The sequence below is a fragment of the Hymenobacter coccineus genome (assembly GCF_001816125.1).
GTDB lineage: Bacteria > Bacteroidota > Bacteroidia > Cytophagales > Hymenobacteraceae > Hymenobacter > Hymenobacter coccineus.
This window is the reverse complement of sequence record NZ_MDZA01000155.1, coordinates 20,952-40,847: the sequence shown is the minus strand read 5'-3', so window position 1 is coordinate 40,847 and position 19,896 is coordinate 20,952. Positions and strand designations below refer to the sequence as shown.

Below are 19,896 nucleotides of genomic sequence, written 5' to 3'. Positions count from 1 at the left end.
CTTACCCCAAAGAGGGCACATCAGCCGGCAAGTGCTCCGGGCTTATCGCGCCGCTCGCCGCCTGTTTTCCTGCCCTATGCGTAAACGTTTTACCCTCGGGCTCTTGGCTCTGGGCCTGCCCGTTGCGGCTCAAACCGCCCCCGCCGCGTTGCCCGCCGATAGCATCCGCTACTGGGCCACGCACCTGCGAACGAGCCTCAATGCCAACGAAGCGCTTATTTCCAAGAACTGGAAGAGCGGCGGCACCAGCTCGCTCGGCCTCAGCATGTTGTTCAATGGCACGGCCCGCTACCAGCGCGGCCACCACAACTGGAACGGGGAAGCTGATTTTCTCTACGCCGGCCAGTACACGCAGGGCGAGGAGGGGGGCTACCGCAAAACCAACGACCGCCTCTACCTCGACACCAAGTACGGCTACGACCTTACCAAAAAGTGGGGCCTGTTCACCGCCCTGAACCTGCTCTCGCAGTTTGCCCCCGGCTACAACTACGCCGACGACGGCAGCTCCACGCTCATTTCCGATTTTCTGGCCCCTGGCTACCTCACCAGCTCGATTGGCGCCGAGTACCACCCCAGCGAGCGGTTTAACCTGCGCCTGGCCCCGGTGGCCCCGCGCGTGACAATTGTGCGCGACCCCGACCGCTTCCGCGTGCCGGCCGATACCACCGTCTACGGGGTGCGGCCCGGCCGCTCCACCTTTTGGCAAGTGGGCTTCCAGGCCCTGGCCCAGATCGAGCAGCCCCTGGGCCCCAACGCCGACCTCAAGGTGCGCTACGTGTTGTTTATCGACTACGCCAGGCCGCGCCCGGTGGATAACTCGCACCGCCTCGACCTCACCCTCACGGCCAAGGTCAATACCTGGCTCAACGTGAGCCTGGGCGGTATTTTGCTCTACGACTACAACCAGGACCAGGGCTTCCAGTACAGCCAGAACCTATCGCTGGGCCTCGTGTTCGACCGCAACCGCCCGGCCAACCGGCCGAAGGAATAAGGGGCCCCAGGGGGCTCCTGGGGCCCTACGGATTGGCCTTTACTTCGTTTTTAATGCCGTCCAGGTTTTGCTGCGAGCCTTGCAGCTGCTGCTCCAGGGCGGTGAGCTTGGCTTGTTCGGTTTCGATAACGGCTTTCTGGCGCGCTATCTGGGTGGATAGCTCCTGCACTTTGCGGGCTTGCTCGGCCACGGCGGGGTTGGCCGAGTTGAGGTCGGCGGCTACGGGGGCTTCAGTGTCGGATTGGCAGCTGCTGAAAGCCAGGGTGCCGGCCAGCAGCAAGGCTGCAACGAAAGGAGAAGTAGGCATCATTCGGGTGGGTTAAAAAAAGGTAAAAACTTGGCTGGTAGGGCCCCGCTTATTTAGCCGGGAGCGCCAGCTCAATGTACAGCGGAAAGTGGTCGGAGCCCACATCGGGTAGGCGCTTCAAATCCACTACCTCAAACGGCGTGCTGACGAAAAAGTGGTCGAGGGGCCAGCGGGCCAGGTGCGAGCGGGCATCAAACGTGTTGAAAAGGCCCCGCCCAATGCTCACGTCGTCCAGCTCGCCAGCGCGGGTGAGCTGGTGAATGGTGCTCGACCAGCTCACGTCGTTGAAGTCGCCGGCTACGATGGCGGGCCGCTCGCTTTCGCGCACCACGTCGGTCACTTTTTGCAGCGCCGCGCCGCGCAGGCCCACGCCATCGGGGTACGAGTCGGGGATGGGCGGCGTGGGGTGGATACCGAAGAACGTGACCTGCTGGCCATCACGCAGCCGCAGCCGCGTGCGAATGGACGGTACCCCGTCCTGGAGTAGGTTCTGCACCTGCGTCTGGGCCAGCGGCAGGCGCGAGTACAGGATCATTCCGTAGGCATCGTCGCGGGGCAGCTCCACGCGGTAGGGGTAGCCGGGCCGCAGGGGCCCCAGCGCCCGGGCCCACCAGGCATCGGGCTCCAAGACCAGCAGCACGTCGGGCTGGGCCTCGGTTACCATTTGCCGCAAGCGGGCGTCCTGGCGGTTAGAAATGAGCACGTTGATGACTAGGATGCGCAGCCGGGTGGTTGCGCCGGGGCCAGCCGCTGGCACGGCCTTGGGCATAAAGGGCAGGTAGGGCCACAGGAAAAAAGCCTGCGCGCCCATGCCAAGGCCCAGCCCCAAAAGCAGCCCCTGGCGCAGCCGCCGGTGCGTGGGCCAGCCCAGGGCCAGCCAGCACAACAACCCCAGCCCCAGCACTACCAGCACCTGGAGCCGGGGAAAGCCCGCTGCCTGCACCCACCATTTGTTGGACGGTACCAGCGAAACCAGCGTCAGGAGCAACGCCAGCGCGCTCAGGGTAGCCAGCAAGTAGCGTAGGCCAGTCAAAAAATGCCTCATTGGCACCGCAAGAAAGTGTTAACCTGGCAGCTGCCGCCCAGGGCGCTGCGATTGTACCGAAAGCCGGGGCCGGCTTACTATTGCGTTTTGGCCTGGGTTTTCACACCCTTCAGGTTCTGCTTCGCGCCGTCGAGCTGCTGCTCCAGGCCTTCAAGCTTTTTCTTTTCAATGTCGGCCTGCTCCTTCTGGTTGTCCACGGCCTGCTCCCGGTCTTTCACCACTTCCTTGCGGCTTTTGTAGGCCTGCTTTTGTGCGTCTACCTGCCGCTGAAGATCAACTACTTTCTGGGCTTGGAGGGCCACGGCGGGATTGCTGGACGTGACGTCATCGCTGGCCGAGTGGCCCAGCGAACAGCTGCTCAGCGTTAAACCAATTACAGCACAGGCAGCGAAGGAAAAAAAACTGTTCATAACCAAAGAGTATTTATTGAAAAAGAGAATTAGTTAATAAACTCAACGATAAATACATGTTATAGTTGTTAAAATTCAACAGGCCCGCGCTGCTACTGTGGGCAATGGCCTAGCGCTTAGCGGGTCGGGCCGGGGCATCGGCGGTGATAAGCAGCTGCACCGGCTGGCGGGCCCCGGTGCGCACCCGCAGCCAGGTGGCCAGGCGCTGCTGCTCGGCCGTGGGCAGGGCCTGGCGCACGCGCAGGGCCACTACCACGGTGGTATCGGAGCGCAGCGAGTCGGTGGCCGGGCGCAGGAGGCGGCTTAGGCCGAGCTGCTGCACGGCGGGGTGCTCGGCCTGCACCTCGCGCAGCAGGGTGGCCGCCAGGGGCAGGCCGGGCTTGGCAACGCTGTCGGCGTGGGCCAGCTGCTGCTGGAGCTGCACCAGGCGGCCCTCGTAGCTCACCAGGGTTTGCTCGTTGCGGCTGCGCACGTCTTCGAGCACGCTGGCCCGCAGGGCCTGGGCATCGGCCGAGTCGACGCGGGCCAGGCCCTGGCGCACGGTGAGCTGGGCATTGCCAAGGCGGTACTTGGACAGCTTTGCCCGGGCCGTCCGGAGCTGGGTTGGGGTGAGCTGCTGGCCGGCCAGCAATACGTTGACGGTGTGGGCCGTGGCGCCGATGCGGGAGGTGACCACGTACGTGCCGGGCAGGTTGAGCTGCTCGTCGATGAAGCGCTGGGCATTGTGGGTAAAGGTGCCGTTGCGCACGATGCCCACGGCCAGGTACACGCTGGGCGCGGCCGTGAGCAAAGCCAGCAGCCAGATAATGTTGCGCACACGCCGGGCCCCGGCCACCGTTTCGAACTCGTGGTGCGGCAGCGGCAGGATTTGAATAACCAAAAAGGTAGACAAGCTGATGAACACGCAGTTGATCGAGAACAGGTACAGGGCCCCAAAAAAGTAGGCCCAGTGCGCGGTGGCCAGCCCGTAGCCGGCCGTGCACAGCGGCGGCATGAGGGCCGTGGCAATGGCCACGCCGGGAATCACGTTGCTATGCTCGCGGCGGGTGAGGCCCACGGCCCCGGCCGCCCCGCCAAACAGGGCAATGAGCACGTCCCAGGTGGTGGGCTGGGTGCGGCCCAGCAGCTCAGAGCCGGCATCGGTGAGGGGCGTGAGGCGAAAGTAGAGCGCCGACACGGCCAGGCTGAGCACGGTGGCCGTGAGCAGGCTCCTGGCCCCGCGCCGGATGAGGCCCAGCTCCATGGTGGCGGCCCCGTAGCCGATGCCCACGATGGGCCCCATGAGCGGCGAAATCAACATGGCCCCGATGATGACGGCCGTGGAATTGACGTTCAGCCCCACGGAAGCCACCAGAATGGCAAAAATCAGAACCCACAGGTTGGTGCCCTGAAACGGAATGCCGGCCTCCACGTCGGCCTGAATCTCGGCCGGGTCGGCCATGTCGTCCGTGAGCAGGAAGCGGGTGCGCAGGAAGCGCCAGAAGGTATCCAGCATGGGGCGGCGGAGGGTAAGAAATTAGGTGGCCACCGGCCCAGCCGGCCCGGCCAGTAGCCAATCGACGGCGGGCGGAATGTCCCCAAAGAAAGCGGTGGTAATAGCCCGTTGCAACTGCTCGGCCACGGCGGGCGTGTGCAGGCGGTGGGCGGGCTCCAGGGCGGGCACCACGGCGTAGCGCTCGAAGTGGGTATCGGCCAGCACGGCCGGCAGCCAGGTGCCCAGCAGCCAGTCGCGGTCGACCACGGCCGGGGCGGCGGGCATGGCGCGGTGGTCGGCCAGGATGCCGCGCAGCGGGTAGCGCCGCAGCAGGTTGTGGGCGTGGATGTAGAGGGCGCGAAACTCCGGCCCGGTCATGGGCACGCCCGACCAGTGCAGGTACAGGTAGCCATCGGCGGGCACGTAATCGACCGAGCCGACGGCATTGGAAAAGTAATGGAGGGTGGGCGACATGGGGGCGACAGGAAAAGCAGCGACGGGGCCCCGGGCCCCTTAAGCAGGTACTAGGCGGGCACGGGGGCGAGCCAGCCCAGTAAGCGCTTCAACGTGAGGCCTTGCACCACGGCCGAAAACAGCACCACAGCAAACGTCATGGGCACAAATACCTCGGGGTGCATACTGGCCGGTAGGCCTAGGGCCAGGGCCAGCGAGATGCCCCCGCGCAACCCGCCCCAGCTGAGAATGGCCAGCGTGCGCGGCGGCAGCTTTTTCGAAAGGCCCACCAACCGGGTGGGCAGCGCCAGCGCCACGTAGCGCACCAGCAGCGCCAGCACGGCCGCCGCCACGCCCAGCCCCAGGAAAAACGGGCTGAACCCAATCACGACCAGCTCCAGGCCCATGAGCACAAACAGCACAGCGTTGAGCACCTCGTCGAGCGCCTCCCAGAACTTCTCCAGGTAATCGCGGGTGGTGTCCGACACGGCTTCGCTGCGGCTCACGTTGCCGATGGCCAGGCCCGCCACCACCATGGCCAGGGGCCCCGATACGCCCAGGGCGTGGCACAGCGCGTAGCCGCCCATCACCAGGGCCAGCGTCACAATTACTTCGGTCTGAAAGTGGTCTACCGTGCGAATCAGGCGGTAGCCCGCGTAGCCCAGCACCGCCCCGGCCAGCAGCCCGCCGCCGGCCTCGCGCAGCAGCAGCAGGGCCGCCGAGCCCGCGCTGGGGGCTTCGCCCGGGGTGGCCAACTCCAGCAGGGTGGCGAACACCACTACCCCGAAGCCGTCGTTGAAGAGCGACTCGCCGGCCAGGTTGGTTTCAATTTTCTTGTCGAGGTTGGTGGTTTTGAGGATGCCCAGCACCGCGATGGGGTCGGTGGGCGCGATGAGGGCCCCAAACAGCAAGCAGGGCAGCAGCGGCAGCTCAACGCCGGACAGGTGCAGCAGCTCGTAGGTGCCCACGCCCACCAGCCCGGTGGCCAGCAGCACGCCCACCGTGGAGTAGGCCGCAATGCTGCGCCACACCGCCTTCAGGGCATCCACCCGCACGTGCAGCGAGCCGGCGAAGAGCAAAAAGCTCAGCACCGAGCCCATGAGGAACTCCGTGAAATCGAACTGCACCAGGGCCCCCCGCACCACGTTGGTAAAGCCCGGCACGACGTGGCCGCCGGCCAGCACGCCCACCGCCGCCGCCACGCCCAGCAGCAAAAACATGATGCCCGCCGGCTGGCGAAAAAAACGGGCATTCAAATACGAAAACAAAGCCGCCAGCGTGAGCAGCGTGGCTGCAAAAGAAAATAAACTCATTCCGTGGTTTAACGGCTCCCGACGGCCGAGGTTATGGCCGGGCGGGCTCGTCGTTGCGGTGCAGGGTCTCGCGGATGAAGCCCTGGCGCAGGTGCTCATACAGCGAGTGCGGATCGACGAGCGAGGCCACGGCCTGGGCCAGCAGGGCCCCAATGAGCAGCTGGAAGATGGCCGAGTGCCGGTCCGTCATTTCCAGCACCAGTATGGCCGCCGTGAACGGCGAGCGCACCACCCCCGTCAGAAAGCCCACCATGCTCACCAGAATAATCAGGTTGCGGTCGGCCACGGCCACCTCGGCCAGCCGGGCCACCGCGTCGCCGAGCAGCGCGCCCGCGCTGAGGGAGGTGGCAAACACGCCGCCCGCCCCGCCGCTGCTGTAGCTCAGGGCCATGCCGATGAAGCGCACCGGAAACAGGTAGCCCGGCGTGAGGCCGCTGTTCTGGAACAGCAGCCGGTTGATGATGGGCTTGCCCGTGCCCACGCCGTCGGGGCCCACCCAATAAGCCATTATCGCCAGCAGCAGCCCGCAGCCCCCCACCCAGCCCGCCTGCGCCAGCGGCGTGGCAAAGTGCTTGCGGTAGGCGTTGATCCAGAGCAGGGACTTGGCGAAAAACGCTCCCGCCAGGCCGCAGACCACGGCCGCCACCATCACCAGCGCCTGGTACCAGCCGGCGGGCGAGGTCACCTTCGGGAAGCCCAGGTACAGGTAGGGCCCCAGGAACTGCTGGGCCGTGAGGCCGGCAATAATCACGGCGCTGAACACGGCCATGCGAAAGCGCGAGAGGTGAATCTGCGTCAGCTCCTCCACCACGAACACGATGCCGCCCAGCGGGGTATTAAAGGCCGCCGCCAGGCCCGCCGCGCCGCCCGTTACCAGCGCAATCTGGCGCGAGAGCTGCGGCCAGCCCGCCGGCTGCAAGCGGTTGATGGCCCGGAAAATGGCCGCCGCCACCTGAATGGTGGGGCCCTCGCGCCCGATCACGCCGCCCCCGAGTAGCAGCACCACGCTGCTGGCCACCTTCACGCTGGCCACCCGCAGGCTCAGCAAATAGGCCGTGTAGCGGTGCTGGGCAGGGTTGGATAGCTCGATGCCGGCCATTACCTGCGGAATGCCGCTGCCCCGCGCCGCCGGGGCCAGCCACTTCACCAGCGCCCACGAAACCAGAAAGGCAATGGGCGTGAGCCCGAAGGCCAGCAGCGGCTCGCGGCGCAGCCAGGCAAAGCTCACTTCCTCGGCCCAGCCAAACACTTTTTCGTAGCCCACGGCCATCAGCCCGGTCAGCAGCGAGGCAATCCAGAAGGGAAAGCTTTGCAAGATGAGGCGCCGTACCCGCGCCGTGTACAGCGGCTGAATGAAAACGTGGTCGAACCAGGCCAGCGCGCGGGCGTAGCGGGAAGAATAATCGGGCATAGGTTCTGCAAAGGTGCGGGATAATTTTGGGGCTGAAGCCAACGGCTGGCTCACTTGGCCACTGGCTTCAGCCCAAAATGATCCTACCCGGACCGAACCGCCCGGGGCCCCCAGGCATTTACGCCCAAGGTGGCCAGGGGCCCCCGCCGGCCGGGGCCCTAGCTAGCGCACCAGCAGCTCGGCGGGGGGGCTCTTGCGGCCGTTGGGGGCGATGGTGACGGCCCGCACCCGCAGGCGCGCGCCCTGCGGCACGGCCAGCGGCTTGGTGTACAGTTCGGTGGTTTCGTCGGGCATGTGCCCATCGAGGGTGTAGTGGATGCGGGCCCCCGGCACCAGCGAGCGGAGCGTGAACACGGCCTGGCCGCCCTGCTGCCGCATGCTGAGGCTGTCGAGGCCCACGGGCTCGGGCACGCGGTAGTTGATGTTGTGGGCGTCAAGGTAGGCAAATTGCTGGCCCATGCGGGGCAGGAACGCGGCGTAGTTCTTCTGGGCCGCGGGCGTCCAGGCCACTTCGGCCACGGCCAGCAGCCGCGGGAACAGCATGTACTCGGCCTTGGCCGGCGTCGTGATGTACTCCGTCCAGAGGTTGGCCTGGGGCCCCAGCACGTGCTTTTGCTGCGCCGGCGTCAGCTCCTTGGGCAGCGGGTTGTAGCCGTACACCTTCTCCAGGGGCAGGTAGCCGCTGATCATCAGCGGCTCGTCGGGGCTGTGGGGCCTGGGGTTCTGGCCGGCGTCGAGGTAGAGGTAACCGGCGGGCGTCATCACCACGTCGTTGCCGTGTTGGGCGGCCTCAATGCCTCCCTTTTCGCCGCGCCAGCTCATCACAGTGGCCTTGTTGTCGATGCCGCCCTCCAGAATCTCGTCCCAGCCAACCATCTTTTTGCCCTTGCCCGCCAAAAACGCCTCAATGCGGCGGTTGAACCAGCCCTGCACCTTCTCCACGTCGGTGTAGCCCTCTTTCTTCATTATTTCCTGCACCGCCGCGCTTTCCTTCCAGCGGGTTTTCGGTGCTTCGTCGCCCCCGATGTGCACGTAGGGCCCCGGAAACAGGCCGCACACCTCCGTTAGCACATCCTCGAAGAACTTGAACGTGGGCTCCGTGGGGCACACAATGTCGTCGATGACGCCCCACATCGTCCAGGTTTCGTAGGGCCCCGGCTTGCAGGCCAGCTCGGGGTAGGCGGCCAGCACGGCCACCGAGTGGCCCGGCATCTCAATCTCGGGCACGATGGTGACGTACCGCTTCTGGGCGTAGGCCACCACCTCGCGCACCTGGTCCTGGGTGTAAAAGCCGCCGGTGGGCGTGCCGTCGTACTTGAAATCGGCGGGCGTTTTGAAGGTCTGCTGGGCCCCAATCAGCGTTTGCTTGCGGAAGGCGCTGACTTGCGTGAGCTTGGGGTACTTCTTGATTTCGATGCGCCAGCCCTGGTCGTCGGTCAGGTGCCAGTGGAAGGTGTTGAGCTTATAGGCGGCCAGAAAGTCGATATACTTCTTCACGAACGACACCGGGAAGAAGTGCCGGCTCACGTCGAGCATGCCCCCGCGCCACCCAAAGGCCGGCGCGTCGGCAATGCGCACGTAGGGCACGCGCGCGGCGGCCGCGGCCTTGGCCGGCAGCAGCTGCAACAGCGTCTGGGTGCCGTAGAACAGGCCCGCGCCGCCGGCCGCCGTGATGCTCACGCCGCTCTTGTCCACCACCAGCTGGTAGGCCTCGGGGCCCCCGGAGGCCCCCGCCGCGGCCGGCAGCAGCCGGATTTGGGCGGCCTGGCGGTTGGTGGTGAGGGCCACGGTTTTGCCCAGCGGCGCCAGGAAACCCTTGAGCAGCTCGGCCACGTTTTGGGCGGCCGGGCCGGCGGCGTACACGCTCACCTGCTGGGGCAAAGCGTAGGTGCCGGCGCTGGTTTGCACCGCGCGGGGCAGCGGCACCAGGCCCAGCGGCGGGCCAGCTTGCTGGGCAATGGCGGGGGCCCCCAGCAGGAGGCCGGTGGCGAGCAGGGTACCAAAGCGGGCAGGGAACATCGGCATAAGGGAAGGGGCAAGGAGTGAGAAAAGCGGGTTGGGGGAACGTGCAAAAGAAAGTAGCAGGCAGTCAAAAACGGGGTGGTCCGGCGAATTGCCCGAAGGGCTTCGTCTGGCCACTCTGGCTAAAGAACAGCGGCTTCGGTTTGAAGTAAGAGTGGTCCGACGACGGAAAAAGTCGCCGGACCACCCCGGTTTAAACCATCGTTAAATAATAGCAATGCTACTTAATTCATTACCGACTTGGGCCGGTCGGCGGCGGCTACGCCCCAGGTGGAGCTGGGCTGGGGCCCCATCACGATAACTATTTTGCCGCCGGCTAATAAATCTTTGTGCAGGAAGTACGACTTGCGGTACGGCTGGCCGTTTACGCGCACGCTCTGGATGTATTTATTCGCCGCGCTGTTGTTTTCAACGCTTATGGAGAGCGCCTTGCCACCGGCCAGCGTTAAATCGGCCTGGTTGATGATTGGGCTGCCCAGCACGTAGGCCCCGTTGGCCGGGTTGAGCGGGTAGAAGCCCAGGGCCGAGAAAACGTACCACGCCGACATCTGCCCCACGTCCTCGTTGCCGATGATGCCGGTGGGCGCAGTGGTGTAGAAATTGGCCATCACGGTGCGCACCTTATCGGCCGTTTTCCAGGGCTGGCCCACGTAGCTGTACAGGTAGGTAATGTGGTGGCTGGGCTCGTTGCCGTGGGCGTATTGCCCAATCAGGCCGGTGATGTCGTTGGACGCTTCGTTGCCCATGTCGCCCTTCGCCACAAACAGCGAATCCAGCTTCAGGCTAAAGGGTTTTTCGCCGCCCAATAAATTAATTAATCCCTCCACATCCTGCGGCACTAGCCACGTGTATTGCCAGGCGTTGCCTTCGGTAAAATCGTCCTTCATGTGGCGCGACACGAACGGGTCGAACGGCGTGCGCCACGTGGTTTGGGAGAGGCGGCCGCGCATAAAGCGCGTTGGTTTGTTGAAGTAATTCTCGTAGTTTTTGGCCCGCTTGCTGAAGTAGGCGTAGTCGGCAGTTTTGCCCATTTTCTTGGCCATTTGGGCAATGCACCAGTCGTCGATGGCGTATTCCAGGCCCTTGGCCACGCTTTCGGTCTGGCTGTCGGCCGGAATGAAGCCGAATTCCTTCACGGCTTTCAGGCCCTGCTCGTCGCGCATGGCGGTGGTTTTCACGGCCTCGTAGGCCAGCGCCGCATCGAAGCCCGTGAAGCCTTTCAAATACGCATCCACCACCACCGGCACGCCGCTGTAGCCCACCATCGTGTTGGTTTCGTTGCCCATCAGGGGCCACACGGGCAGCTTGCCCTGCTGCTGGTAAATGGCCAGCATGGAGCTCACCATGTCGTTCACGCGGCTCGGCTGCAGCAGCGTAAAGAGCGGGTTCGCCGCCCGGTACGTGTCCCAGAGCGAGAACGTGGTGAAGTTGGTGAACTTCGCGCCCGAGTGGACCTGCTTGTCGGTGCCGCGGTAATCGCCGTTGTGGTCGTTGAAAATCGAGGGCGCAATCATGGTGTGGTACAGCGCGGTGTAGAACACCTTTTGCTGCGCCGAGTCGGTCATTTTCACGCGCACTTTCTGCAATTCCTTCTCCCAGGAGGCATCGGCATCGGCTACTGTTTTAGCGAAATTCCAGTGCGGAATTTCGGCCCGGATATTCGCCAGCGCGTTGGCCGTGCTCACAGGCGAAATGCCAACTTTCAGCTTTACTTTTTCACCGGCCTGCGTCGCGAAAGTTACCACGCCTTTAATGCGGTTGCCCTTGGATGCCGCCACGGTATTGCCCAGCGAATCGGTGACCTGGTAGCTGCTGAATTTGCGGATGGGCTTGGAAAAAACCGCCGCGAAATAAATACGCTGGTCAGGGGCCCAGCCCTTCGAAAAGCGGTAGCCGGTGAGGGTGCTGTCGTTGGCTTGCTCGATGGCCGTTTCGGTGGCCAGGTCCCAGCCAATTCCTTCTTGCAGGTCGATAATTATGTGCGCCTCGTCGGACTCGGGGAAGGTGTACTGGTGGAAGCCCACCCGCTCGGTGGCCGTCAGCTCGGCGCGCACGCCGTAGCGCTTCAGCAGCACCGAGTAGTAGCCGGGCCGGGCCTGCTCGTCGCGGTGCGAGAACAGGGAAACGTAGCCTTGCTCGGGGTTTTTAGCCGTGCCTTTAATTACGCGCACCGGGCCGGTGGTGGGCATCACCGAAATATCGCCCAGGTCGCCAATGCCCGTGCCGCTGAGGTGCGTGTGCGCAAAGCCGACGATGGTAGAGTCGGAATAATTGTAGCCCGAGCACCAGTCCCACCCCTCCGAGATGTTGGCGGGCCCCAGTTGCACCGCGCCAAACGGCACGTTGGCCCCCATGAATACGTGGCCGTGCAAGCCCGTACCAATGTGAGGGTCCACGTACTGCGTGAGGCCCCGGGGCCCCGGGCTGGCGGCCTCAGTAGTAGCAGTGGTTTCGGTGCCGTTGCAGGCCGCCAGCGCAGCCAGGCCACAGGCCAGCGCAGCCGTCGGGAGTAAGAATTGGGTGGGAAGCTTCATACAGTGTGTTTGAGGTTTGTTTCTGAATCAGAAAAAAGGTAGAATGCCGTTCAGAAAGCGGTAGAATGATGTTCTCTTTTGAGTAATTAATTAGCAGGATTAATTAATTAATTAATTGCCCGGGGCCCCTAATGCTTGAGCCAGCTGGCCGGCACGGGCTGCGGGGCCCCGCCGTCTTTGCTGTATTGGAGCAGGAGCGTGTAGCCGCCGCCGCCTTCCACGAAATCAAGCGCCAGGGGCTGGAGGCCTTGGGCCAGTGCTACTTGCCCGCTTTTCTCGATGGCCGAGTGCAGGCCGTCGTTGTCGACTACCATCCGGTCGGCGATGCGCAGGGTGCCGCCGTCGTCGCAGGTGAGGTAGAAGGTGTAGATACCTGTGGCCGGCACGTCCAGGTACCCGCGGAATTGCACCCCGAACTTGTCGGCCTCGGCGGCTTTGGGCACGGCTACGGCCGTTACGGTGGCGCTGCCTTTGGCCGGGGCCCCCTGCATGCGGGCGGCGGTGGGGAAGTAGCCGTCGAAGTAGGTGGCAGTGAGGCCCGGCGCGGGCGTTTTGCCGCTAACCGGGGCGGCGTAGTCCTGCTGCTGGTAGCGGATGGTGTAGGTGTCACCTTTCAGGCCCTCGGGCGTGTAGGCGGCCAGCTTCACGGTGGTGGACTGGCTGATGGGCAGCGACTTGGCTAGTACCGGGGAGGCGGAGGTGGGGGCGCTGCCGTCGGTGGTGTAGCGCAGCGTCAGGTTATCGAGCGGCTTTTGCACGGCCAGGGTGGTGCTGGTGGTGAAGACGCTTTCCTCGGCAAAGCCGGCCAGGTCGGGCACGCGGTAGTGCACCCCGAGCCAGGCCAGCCGGGCGTAGTGCGCCTTCAGCCGTTGCAGGTAGCCGGCGTAGTCGGGCCGGTTGGTCCACACCACTTCGGCCAGGGCCGTCATGCGGGGCATTACCAGGTAGTCGGCGCGGTTTTCCGTGGGCACGGTCTCGGTCCAGAGGTTGGCCTGGGCCCCCAGAATGGCCTTGGCTTCTGCCTGGCTCAGCTCCGGCGGCGTGGGCTGGAAGCGGTACACGTTGGCGAGGGAGTTCTTGTCGGGCAGGTAATCAAAATACAGCGGGTTGTTGGTGGTCATGATGACCTGGTTGCCGTTGCGGGCGGCGCGGGCGGGGCCCCGGGTACCCAGCTGCGCCAGTACATCACGGTGGCGCTGGCGTCCACGCCGCCGTCGAGCACCTCGTCCCAGCCAATCATTTTCTTGCCTTTCGACTGCAAAAACCGCTCGATGCGGCGTACAAAATAGCTTTGCAACCCGTTCACGTCCTTGATGCCCTCGCGCTGCATCAGCGCGGTGCAGGCACCCGCCTGGGCCCAGGTGGTTTTCTCCACCTCGTCGGCCCCAATGTGGACGTAGGGGCTGGGAAACAGGGCGGCCACCTCGCTCAGCACGTTTTCGGCAAAGGTGTAGGTGCCCTCGTTGCAGGGGCACAGCGGCACCGAAAACTCCTTGCCCCAGGTGGCGCTGCCGGTGCACGAAAGGTCGGGGTAGGCGCGCAGGGCGGCCATCATGTGGCCGGGCATGTCGATTTCGGGGATGATTTCGATGTGCCGGGCCCCGGCGTAGGCAATGACGTCGCGGAGCTGCGCCTGGGTGTAAAAGCCGCCGTACTCGGTGCGGCCGTTGCGCTGGCGCAGGTGCTGCGGGTCGAGGGCAAAGTCGGGGTTGTCCTTCGATTTTCTAATGCAGCTCGAATCCTGGCTGTTGAAGGTGCGCCAGGCGCCCTGGGCTGTCAGCTCGGGGTATTTCTTGATTTCGATGCGCCAGCCCTGGTCGTCGGTCAGGTGCAAATGCAGCTTGTTGAACTTGTAGAGGGCGAGTAGGTCGAGGTGCTTTTTGAGGTAAGCAACCGAGAAAAAGTGGCGGGCCACGTCGAGGTGCATGCCGCGCCAGGCGTAGGCCGGCTGGTCCTGGATGCGCAGGGCGGGCAGCTGCAGCGGGGCCCCCGGCCCGGCCCGCTCGATGCTGGGCGGCAGCAGCTGCCGCACCGTTTGCACGGCCCGGAACATGCCCGCCGGCTCCCGGGCCGCCAGCGTTACCCGCTGGGGCGTGACGGTGAGGCGGTAACCCTCAGGGGCCCCAATGGCCGCATCGTAGGCCAGCACAATGGTGTTGGCCGCGGCCTTATCGGCCAGCTTCAGTGGCTGCCCCAGGCCGTTGGCCAGCAGGCTTTGCAGCTGCCCGGCCTCTTGCCGGAACACCTTGGCCGCGCCGGGCAGCGCCAGCCGGGTGGCGCGGGTGATCAGGAAGATTCCCGGCCCCGGCACCAGCGCCGCGGGGTACGGAATCAGCGGGTACGCGCCGGGCCCCTGCGCTATTGCCACTTGCCCGAGGAGCAAGGCGCAGAGCAGGCACAGGAGCGTTCGGGTGGGCGGCAGGAGGTTGGGCATGCGTAAGATTTAGCAGTTTCTGGATTGGTGTGCGGGTTGCTGACCGGGGAACCTCACCCCCGGCCCCTCTCCGGCGGAGAGGGGTGCGTTCAACGATTCTATAACGTCAGGTACTGGCACCCCTCTCCGCCGGAGAGGGGCCGGGGGTGAGGTTTCGCATTCAGCACCTGTGTGCTGAATGCGAAACCGCTTTAATTGCCCCCCACGGGCAGCAGTTGTTTCTCCACGTTCCAGCCTTCTACCGAGACCAGGGGCGTGGGGCCCCCGGGGGTGTAATCCATCACCACGGTGGTGCTTTCGCCGGGCATTACCGACACGTAGTTGTCGCTGTAAAACACAGGCAGTAGGCGCTGCTGGGTGGCGGGGTTCACCAGGGCGAGGCGGTTGAAAAAGGCCACCGGGGCGTTGGCCGGGTTGGCCAGCGTCACGGCTATTTTATCCTTGGCCAGCTGCTTGGCGGTCACTTTCACGGTGGTTTTGGCCATGGTTTTCAGGCCCGAATATTCGCCCTTCGCATCGGCCAGCCAGTAGAAATTGCTGCTCACGACCTGCTTATTTAGGTTCAACAGCTGAATGGAGAGGAACATGCCCTTGTCCTTGGCCATTTTCTTCACCACCGGGCCGATGGGCAGGATGCGCTTGGCCATCGACGGATTAATCTCCACGATGACCTGCGTGATGTTGGTTTTCTTGCCGGCCAGGTCGTAGGCGTCCACCACCAGCATCAGGTCGCGCTGCACGGCAAACGAGTTGTTGACGACCATCACCAGGCTGTCCACGGGGTTATACATGGGGTGCAGCGGGGCGGCGCCGCTGCGCAGGCCGTAGAGGCAGGCGTTGGGGTCGAGGTAGTAGTCGTACATCTGGCCGCGCATCGACGTCCAGGGGTTTTGCGTCTTCCAGATGATGGTGCCCGTGTACCACTCCCACATGTGGGCGCTGAAGCCTTCCATCAGGGCCCGGTACTGGTCGTAGTTCACGAGCTGCGCCTTGAGGGCGAAATCCCGGACGTTCTTGGGGGCCCCGTAGGGTTGCAGGTACTGGTTGTAGCCCACGCCGGTGTAGGTGTGGTAGGTCCAGACGGAATCGGCTTTCTCGGCGTTTTTGCTGTTGGGGCCCAGGTACTGGGGCGCCACTAGGTTGGCCTTCGGGATGAAGCGCTCCAGCGATTCGTAGTCGCCTACGCCCACCGAGCCCACTTCGGAGTTGAACGGGTACGTGCGCACGGCCCAGAAGCTGCGCGGGTCCTGGATGCCGTAGGGCCCGTCGCCGTTACCACCCAACTGGTTGTACGACAGGCTATCAGAGTTGGAATACGGGATGAGCCAGCGCGTGCCGTCCAGCCGGGGCAGGATGGAATCGGCCAGGGCATCGAAGATGTCCTTCGGGGGGGTGATTTCGTTGCCGCCGCACCACATGGCCAGCGAGGCGTGGTTGCGCACCATCTTCACCTGGTCGGCTGCCGAATTAATAAATAGCCGGTGGTCGTCGGGGTAGCGGCGGCGCGTCCACTGGTCATCGGCCTTTTGGGGGTCGAGCCAGCGGCCGTTGGCATCGCCCGACACCCAAAAGTCCTGAATAACGAGCATACCGTACTTGTCGCAGGCCGCGTAAAACTCGGGCCGCTCCACCAGGGCCCCACCCCAAATGCGAATCAGGTTCAGGTTCATGTCGCGGTGGAACCGGATTTCGGCGTCGTAGCGCGCGTCGGTAAAGCGCAGCATGGCGTCCGAAATAATCCAGTTGCCGCCCTTGATGAATACCTTCTGGCCGTTCACCAGCACCTGCCGGCTCTGGGTTTTGGGATTCCACTGGGTCTGAATTTCGCGCACGCCCACCGCCACAGTTTCCACGTCCGACACGGTTTTGCCGACGAGGAACTGCATTTTCAGCTGGTACAGCGGCTGGGCCCCGTAGCCGTTGGGCCACCACAGCTTGGGGTTGGGCAAGCTCAAATCTTTGAGGGTGACCACCTGCGTGGACTGCGCCGGAATGCGCACCGCCTGCGATACCGTGTGGCCGTCGAGGGTGTAGGTGAGGGCCCCCGCAATGGCCTTGGCCGTGGGGTTTTCCAGCTCGGCCGATACCTGCACCGTGGCCGGGGCCTGGGGCCCCTCGGGCAGCCGCACCCCGGGCACGCGGGTCACCACGTGCGGGTTTTTCAGGTTGACGGCCCCGGTGCGCTCCAGCACCACCTTGTCCCAGATGCCCGTGTTGCGGTCGCGGATGGGCTGGATCCAGTCCCAGCCGGCCGTGTACTGGGTGGCCACGCTCTTGGCAATGCGGCCGTCGCCGCCCTGGCCGCCGTTGGGGTTGCCCACCGGGTCGGCCGGAAATACGATGATGGCTAGGCGGTTCTTCCCGTCGCGGGCCAGGTAGGGCGTCACGTTGTACTGCTGGCGCAGGAACATGCCGTGGTGCGTCTGCTTATTAATTTTCTGCCCGTTCAGGAACACGTCGCAGCTGTAATTCACGCCCCGCAAGTGCAGCCAAACCTGCTCCTGGCCGGCCGCTGGCGCCTCCGTAAAGTCCTGTACGAACCAGTAGGTGTAGTAGTCGCGACCGATATTGTAAATGTCCGGAATGTACTTATTGTTCATCCCATAAAATGGGTCAGCTACCTGCTTGTTAACGAGTTGGGTGGTCAGCACGGTGCCCGGCACCACCGCCGGGGCCCACCCCACCAGCGCGTGCGAGGGCTGCGAAAGCACTAGCCCATCGGCCCCGGCCTTCGCCGCCGGCAGGCACTGCCAGCCCGTGTTCAGCTCGCGCTGGGTTTGGGCCCACAGCGGCAAACGGAGCAATAGTAAAAAAAGGAAGCAGAGCGGAAGTCGGTAGGTCATTGGTAGGGGCCCCAGGGGGGTAATTATTAGTTAAGAACGTCATGCTTCGTTGCGTTCTGCATGACGTTCTTATTGATGCTTAAACCTGTTTAAATGGGAACTGTCATGCTGACGAAGGAAGCATCTTATCAGGGTAGATACGGTTCGTGCAGCGGTGAAAAGATGCTTCCTTCGTCAGCATGACAGTTCCCATTCGGTATGACAGTTCCTATTTAAATAGGAGATTAAAACCTATTTAATTAATTACTGGCCGACGGGCAGATTAAGGCCGTTGCGGAGCGTGAACTGCTGCTCCAGCCGGATATCGTCCGAGGCGGCGCCCACCATTGCGGTGAAAGCCCCCGGCTCCACCACCCACTGCATTTGGGGCCCCAGCAGCATCAGGTCGTCGGGGCCCAGGGTGAATTCGACCGTTTTTTCCTCGCCGGCTTTTAGGGCGAAGCGCTGGAATTTCTTGAGCTGCTTGGCGGGCGTCACCACGGAACTCACGTTATCGCGGAGGTAGAGCTGAGCCACCTCGTCGCCGGCGCGGGCGCTGGTGTTTTTCACCTTGAAGCTGACCTTCACCTGCACGGTGCCGGCGCTTTCCACCACGGCGGTGCGCAGGTCGGCGTAGACGAACTTGGCGTAGCTCAGCCCGTAGCCGAAGGCGTAGAGCGGCTTGGCGTCCATTTCCACGTAGTCGTGCCGGGCCGGGGTTTTGTAGTTGTAGTAGATGGGCAGCTGGCCCACGCTTTTGGGCACCGAAATGGGCAGGCGGCCGGCGGGGTTCACGTCGCCAAACAGCACGTCGGCCACGGCGTTGCCTCCTTCCTGGCCCGGGTACCAGGCATCGAGCACGGCGGGCACGTGGGCGGCCAACCAGTTCAGGTTCAGCGGGCGGCCCTTGATGAGCACCACTACCGTTGGCGTGCCGGTGGCCACCACGGCCTGCACCAGCTGGAGCTGCTTGCCCAGCAAATCCAGCGTGGCCCGGTCGAACCCCTCGCCGCTCTCCATGTCGCTGACGACCTGGCCCCCCGCGGCGGCCGTCACGGTGGCCGCGCCGGTGCTTTGGTACTCGGTTTTGAAGTCGCGGGCGCTGGAGCCGCCCACCACCACCACCGCCACCTGGGCCCCCCGGGCCGCCGCCACCGCCCCGGCAATATCGGCGCTCGTGGTGTCGCGGATGGCGCAGCCCTTCACGTACGTCACTTTCGTTGTGGCCGCTACCTTGGTCCGGATGCCTTCCAGCACCGTCACGATGTTGTCGTCGGGCTGGGGCGCGGTGTAGTCGCCGAGCTGGTTGTAAATGTTGTCGGCGTTCGGGCCGATAACGGCAATGGTTTTCAGGGTTTTGCTGAGCGGTAGCAGGTCGCGCTCGTTCTTCAGCAGCACCACTGATTCCTGCGCCACGCGGCGCGCCAGCTGCACGTGGGCGGGGGTGCGGACCTGCTTGGCCGCGTTTTTTACCACCACGTATGGGTTTTCAAACAGGCCCATTTCAAACTTTTGGCGCAGCAGCCGGCCCACGGCCCGGTCCAGCACCGCGCCCGACACCGACCCGTCGGCCACAGCTGCCAGCAGGTCTTTGTCGTAGCCGTAGCCGCTTAGGTCGGTGTCGAGGCCGGCGTTGATGGCCAGCGCCGCCGCCGCCGCCGGGGTGGCCGCCACGCGGTGCCCGCCCACTAGCCCCGAAATACTGCCCAAATCCGACACCGTGAAGCCCTGGAAGCCCCACTGCTTGCGCAGCAAGTCCGTCAGCAAGAACTCGTTGGCTGAGCACGGCACGCCATCCACGGAGTTATAGGCCGTCATCACCGACAGGGCCCCCGCCTTCACGGCGGCTCGGAACGGCGGTAAAAAGCTCTGGTACAGCTCGCGGGGCCCCGTGCTGATGCTGCCCCCGTTGTGGCCGCCCTCGGGCACGCCGTAGGCCGTGAAGTGCTTGAGCGTGGAGATGATGTGGGGCCCGCTTACCGGACCTGGGTTGGGGCCCTGGAAGCCGCGCACCATCGCCACGCCCATCGCGCTGTTCAGCACGGGGTCTTCGCCGTAGGTTTCCTCCACCCGCGACCAGCGCGGTTCGCGGGCCAGGTCCAGCACCGGGCCGTAGCCCACGTGGGCCCCCTGGGCGCGGGCCTCGGCGGCAATGGCGCCGGCCATTTGCTCGATCAGGGCGGGGTCCCAGGTGCTGCTTTGACCGATGGAGGTGGGGAATACCGTGGTGCCGATTGCCATGTGGCCGTGCGGGCACTCCTCGGCCAGCAGCAGCGGAATGCCCAGCCGCGTGTGCTCCCGGGCGTACTTCTGCAGGGCGTTGGTGGCCTCCGCCGCCAAGGTCGGGTTCAGGCCGGTGAGGAGCGTTTTCTGGGTCCACGGGTCGGCGCGCAGCGTGGCCCACAGCATGCCGATGTGGCGCTCGTCTACGGCCTTGCGGTACGCCGCGCTGACGGCCACCCGGGGCCCCTGCTTGTCGTACATTTTCCACCCAAGCAGGGTCGAGAGCTGGCCCACTTTCTCCTCCCGTGTCATCCGGCCCAGCAGGTCCTGCACCCGGGTCTCGGTGGGGGCCCGGGCGTTTTTGTAGAGCGGCGGGCCGGTGGGTTGTGCCAGGGCGGTGGCGCTGAACAGGCCCAGCCCGAGCGCGAGGTATTTTGTCATGGGAAAAGAATCAGAT

Annotated in this window: 14 protein-coding genes; 1 reads left to right on the top strand and 13 read right to left on the bottom strand. The window is 64.5% G+C overall.

Features of this window, described 5'->3' with window-relative positions; genetic code table 11:
• The first annotated feature begins 76 nt into the window (after positions 1–76).
• Positions 77–991 (top strand): DUF3078 domain-containing protein, encoded by a 915-nt coding sequence (locus tag BEN49_RS10705; protein WP_070743130.1) that lies wholly within the window; start codon positions 77–79, stop codon positions 989–991.
• 25 nt (positions 992–1,016) lie between these two features.
• On the opposite strand, the gene BEN49_RS10700 is transcribed toward BEN49_RS10705, so the two are convergent.
• The 13 genes from BEN49_RS10700 to BEN49_RS10645 form a co-directional block, all read right to left on the bottom strand.
• Complete coding sequence (locus BEN49_RS10700) at positions 1,017–1,298, bottom strand: hypothetical protein (protein WP_125916729.1); 282 nt, start codon at positions 1,296–1,298, stop codon at positions 1,017–1,019.
• Between the two features lie 49 nt (positions 1,299–1,347).
• Positions 1,348–2,343, bottom strand: coding sequence for an endonuclease/exonuclease/phosphatase family protein (locus BEN49_RS10695; protein WP_070743125.1), 996 nt, complete (start codon positions 2,341–2,343; stop codon positions 1,348–1,350).
• Positions 2,344–2,420: 77 nt separating this feature from the next.
• Positions 2,421–2,753 (bottom strand): hypothetical protein, encoded by a 333-nt coding sequence (locus tag BEN49_RS10690; protein WP_070743123.1) that lies wholly within the window; start codon positions 2,751–2,753, stop codon positions 2,421–2,423.
• A 109-nt stretch (positions 2,754–2,862) separates the two neighbouring features.
• Positions 2,863–4,248 (bottom strand): DUF389 domain-containing protein, encoded by a 1,386-nt coding sequence (locus tag BEN49_RS10685; RefSeq protein WP_070743121.1) that lies wholly within the window; start codon positions 4,246–4,248, stop codon positions 2,863–2,865.
• A 21-nt stretch (positions 4,249–4,269) separates the two neighbouring features.
• Positions 4,270–4,701, bottom strand: a complete 432-nt coding sequence (locus BEN49_RS10680) for a hypothetical protein (RefSeq protein ID WP_070743118.1) — start codon at positions 4,699–4,701, stop codon at positions 4,270–4,272.
• A gap of 50 nt (positions 4,702–4,751) precedes the next feature.
• Positions 4,752–5,993, bottom strand: coding sequence for a cation:proton antiporter (locus BEN49_RS10675; protein ID WP_070743116.1), 1,242 nt, complete (start codon positions 5,991–5,993; stop codon positions 4,752–4,754).
• Positions 5,994–6,024: 31 nt separating this feature from the next.
• Positions 6,025–7,404 (bottom strand): chloride channel protein, encoded by a 1,380-nt coding sequence (locus tag BEN49_RS10670; protein ID WP_070743115.1) that lies wholly within the window; start codon positions 7,402–7,404, stop codon positions 6,025–6,027.
• Between the two features lie 162 nt (positions 7,405–7,566).
• Entirely contained in the window at positions 7,567–9,423 is a 1,857-nt protein-coding gene (locus BEN49_RS10665) for a beta-N-acetylhexosaminidase (RefSeq protein ID WP_070743113.1), read from the bottom strand.
• Positions 9,424–9,650: 227 nt separating this feature from the next.
• Positions 9,651–11,960 carry a GH92 family glycosyl hydrolase gene (locus tag BEN49_RS10660; RefSeq protein ID WP_070743111.1) on the bottom strand — a complete coding sequence of 770 codons (2,310 nt, stop codon included), beginning with the start codon at positions 11,958–11,960 and terminating at the stop codon, positions 9,651–9,653.
• Between the two features lie 128 nt (positions 11,961–12,088).
• The gene (locus BEN49_RS30130) at positions 12,089–13,081 is read right to left on the bottom strand and encodes a family 20 glycosylhydrolase (RefSeq protein WP_262490196.1); all 993 of its coding nucleotides are present in this window, start codon (positions 13,079–13,081) and stop codon (positions 12,089–12,091) included.
• Positions 13,078–14,394: a beta-N-acetylhexosaminidase gene (locus BEN49_RS10655; protein WP_262490195.1), complete on the bottom strand. Its 1,317-nt coding sequence runs from the start codon at positions 14,392–14,394 to the stop codon at positions 13,078–13,080. The genes BEN49_RS30130 and BEN49_RS10655 overlap by 4 nt, the downstream gene beginning before the upstream one ends.
• 191 nt (positions 14,395–14,585) lie before the next feature.
• Positions 14,586–17,198 carry a glycoside hydrolase family 2 protein gene (locus tag BEN49_RS10650; protein WP_239691904.1) on the bottom strand — a complete coding sequence of 871 codons (2,613 nt, stop codon included), beginning with the start codon at positions 17,196–17,198 and terminating at the stop codon, positions 14,586–14,588.
• Positions 17,199–17,480: 282 nt separating this feature from the next.
• A complete protein-coding gene (locus BEN49_RS10645; protein ID WP_070743105.1) occupies positions 17,481–19,880 on the bottom strand; it encodes a glycoside hydrolase family 3 N-terminal domain-containing protein in 2,400 nt (799 codons plus the stop codon).
• Positions 19,881–19,896 lie beyond the last annotated feature (16 nt).

Coding starts and splice junctions, on each gene's coding strand:
- BEN49_RS10690 (WP_070743123.1), bottom strand. CDS start 2,753: ATGAACAGTTTTTTTTCCTTCGCTGCCTGTGCTGTAATTGGTTTAACG.
- BEN49_RS10695 (WP_070743125.1), bottom strand. CDS start 2,343: ATGAGGCATTTTTTGACTGGCCTACGCTACTTGCTGGCTACCCTGAGC.
- BEN49_RS10700 (WP_125916729.1), bottom strand. CDS start 1,298: ATGCCTACTTCTCCTTTCGTTGCAGCCTTGCTGCTGGCCGGCACCCTG.
- BEN49_RS10685 (WP_070743121.1), bottom strand. CDS start 4,248: ATGCTGGATACCTTCTGGCGCTTCCTGCGCACCCGCTTCCTGCTCACG.
- BEN49_RS10675 (WP_070743116.1), bottom strand. CDS start 5,993: ATGAGTTTATTTTCTTTTGCAGCCACGCTGCTCACGCTGGCGGCTTTG.
- BEN49_RS10665 (WP_070743113.1), bottom strand. CDS start 9,423: ATGTTCCCTGCCCGCTTTGGTACCCTGCTCGCCACCGGCCTCCTGCTG.
- BEN49_RS10655 (WP_262490195.1), bottom strand. CDS start 14,394: ATGCCCAACCTCCTGCCGCCCACCCGAACGCTCCTGTGCCTGCTCTGC.
- BEN49_RS30130 (WP_262490196.1), bottom strand. CDS start 13,081: ATGACCACCAACAACCCGCTGTATTTTGATTACCTGCCCGACAAGAAC.
- BEN49_RS10670 (WP_070743115.1), bottom strand. CDS start 7,404: ATGCCCGATTATTCTTCCCGCTACGCCCGCGCGCTGGCCTGGTTCGAC.
- BEN49_RS10680 (WP_070743118.1), bottom strand. CDS start 4,701: ATGTCGCCCACCCTCCATTACTTTTCCAATGCCGTCGGCTCGGTCGAT.
- BEN49_RS10645 (WP_070743105.1), bottom strand. CDS start 19,880: ATGACAAAATACCTCGCGCTCGGGCTGGGCCTGTTCAGCGCCACCGCC.
- BEN49_RS10660 (WP_070743111.1), bottom strand. CDS start 11,960: ATGAAGCTTCCCACCCAATTCTTACTCCCGACGGCTGCGCTGGCCTGT.
- BEN49_RS10705 (WP_070743130.1), top strand. CDS start 77: ATGCGTAAACGTTTTACCCTCGGGCTCTTGGCTCTGGGCCTGCCCGTT.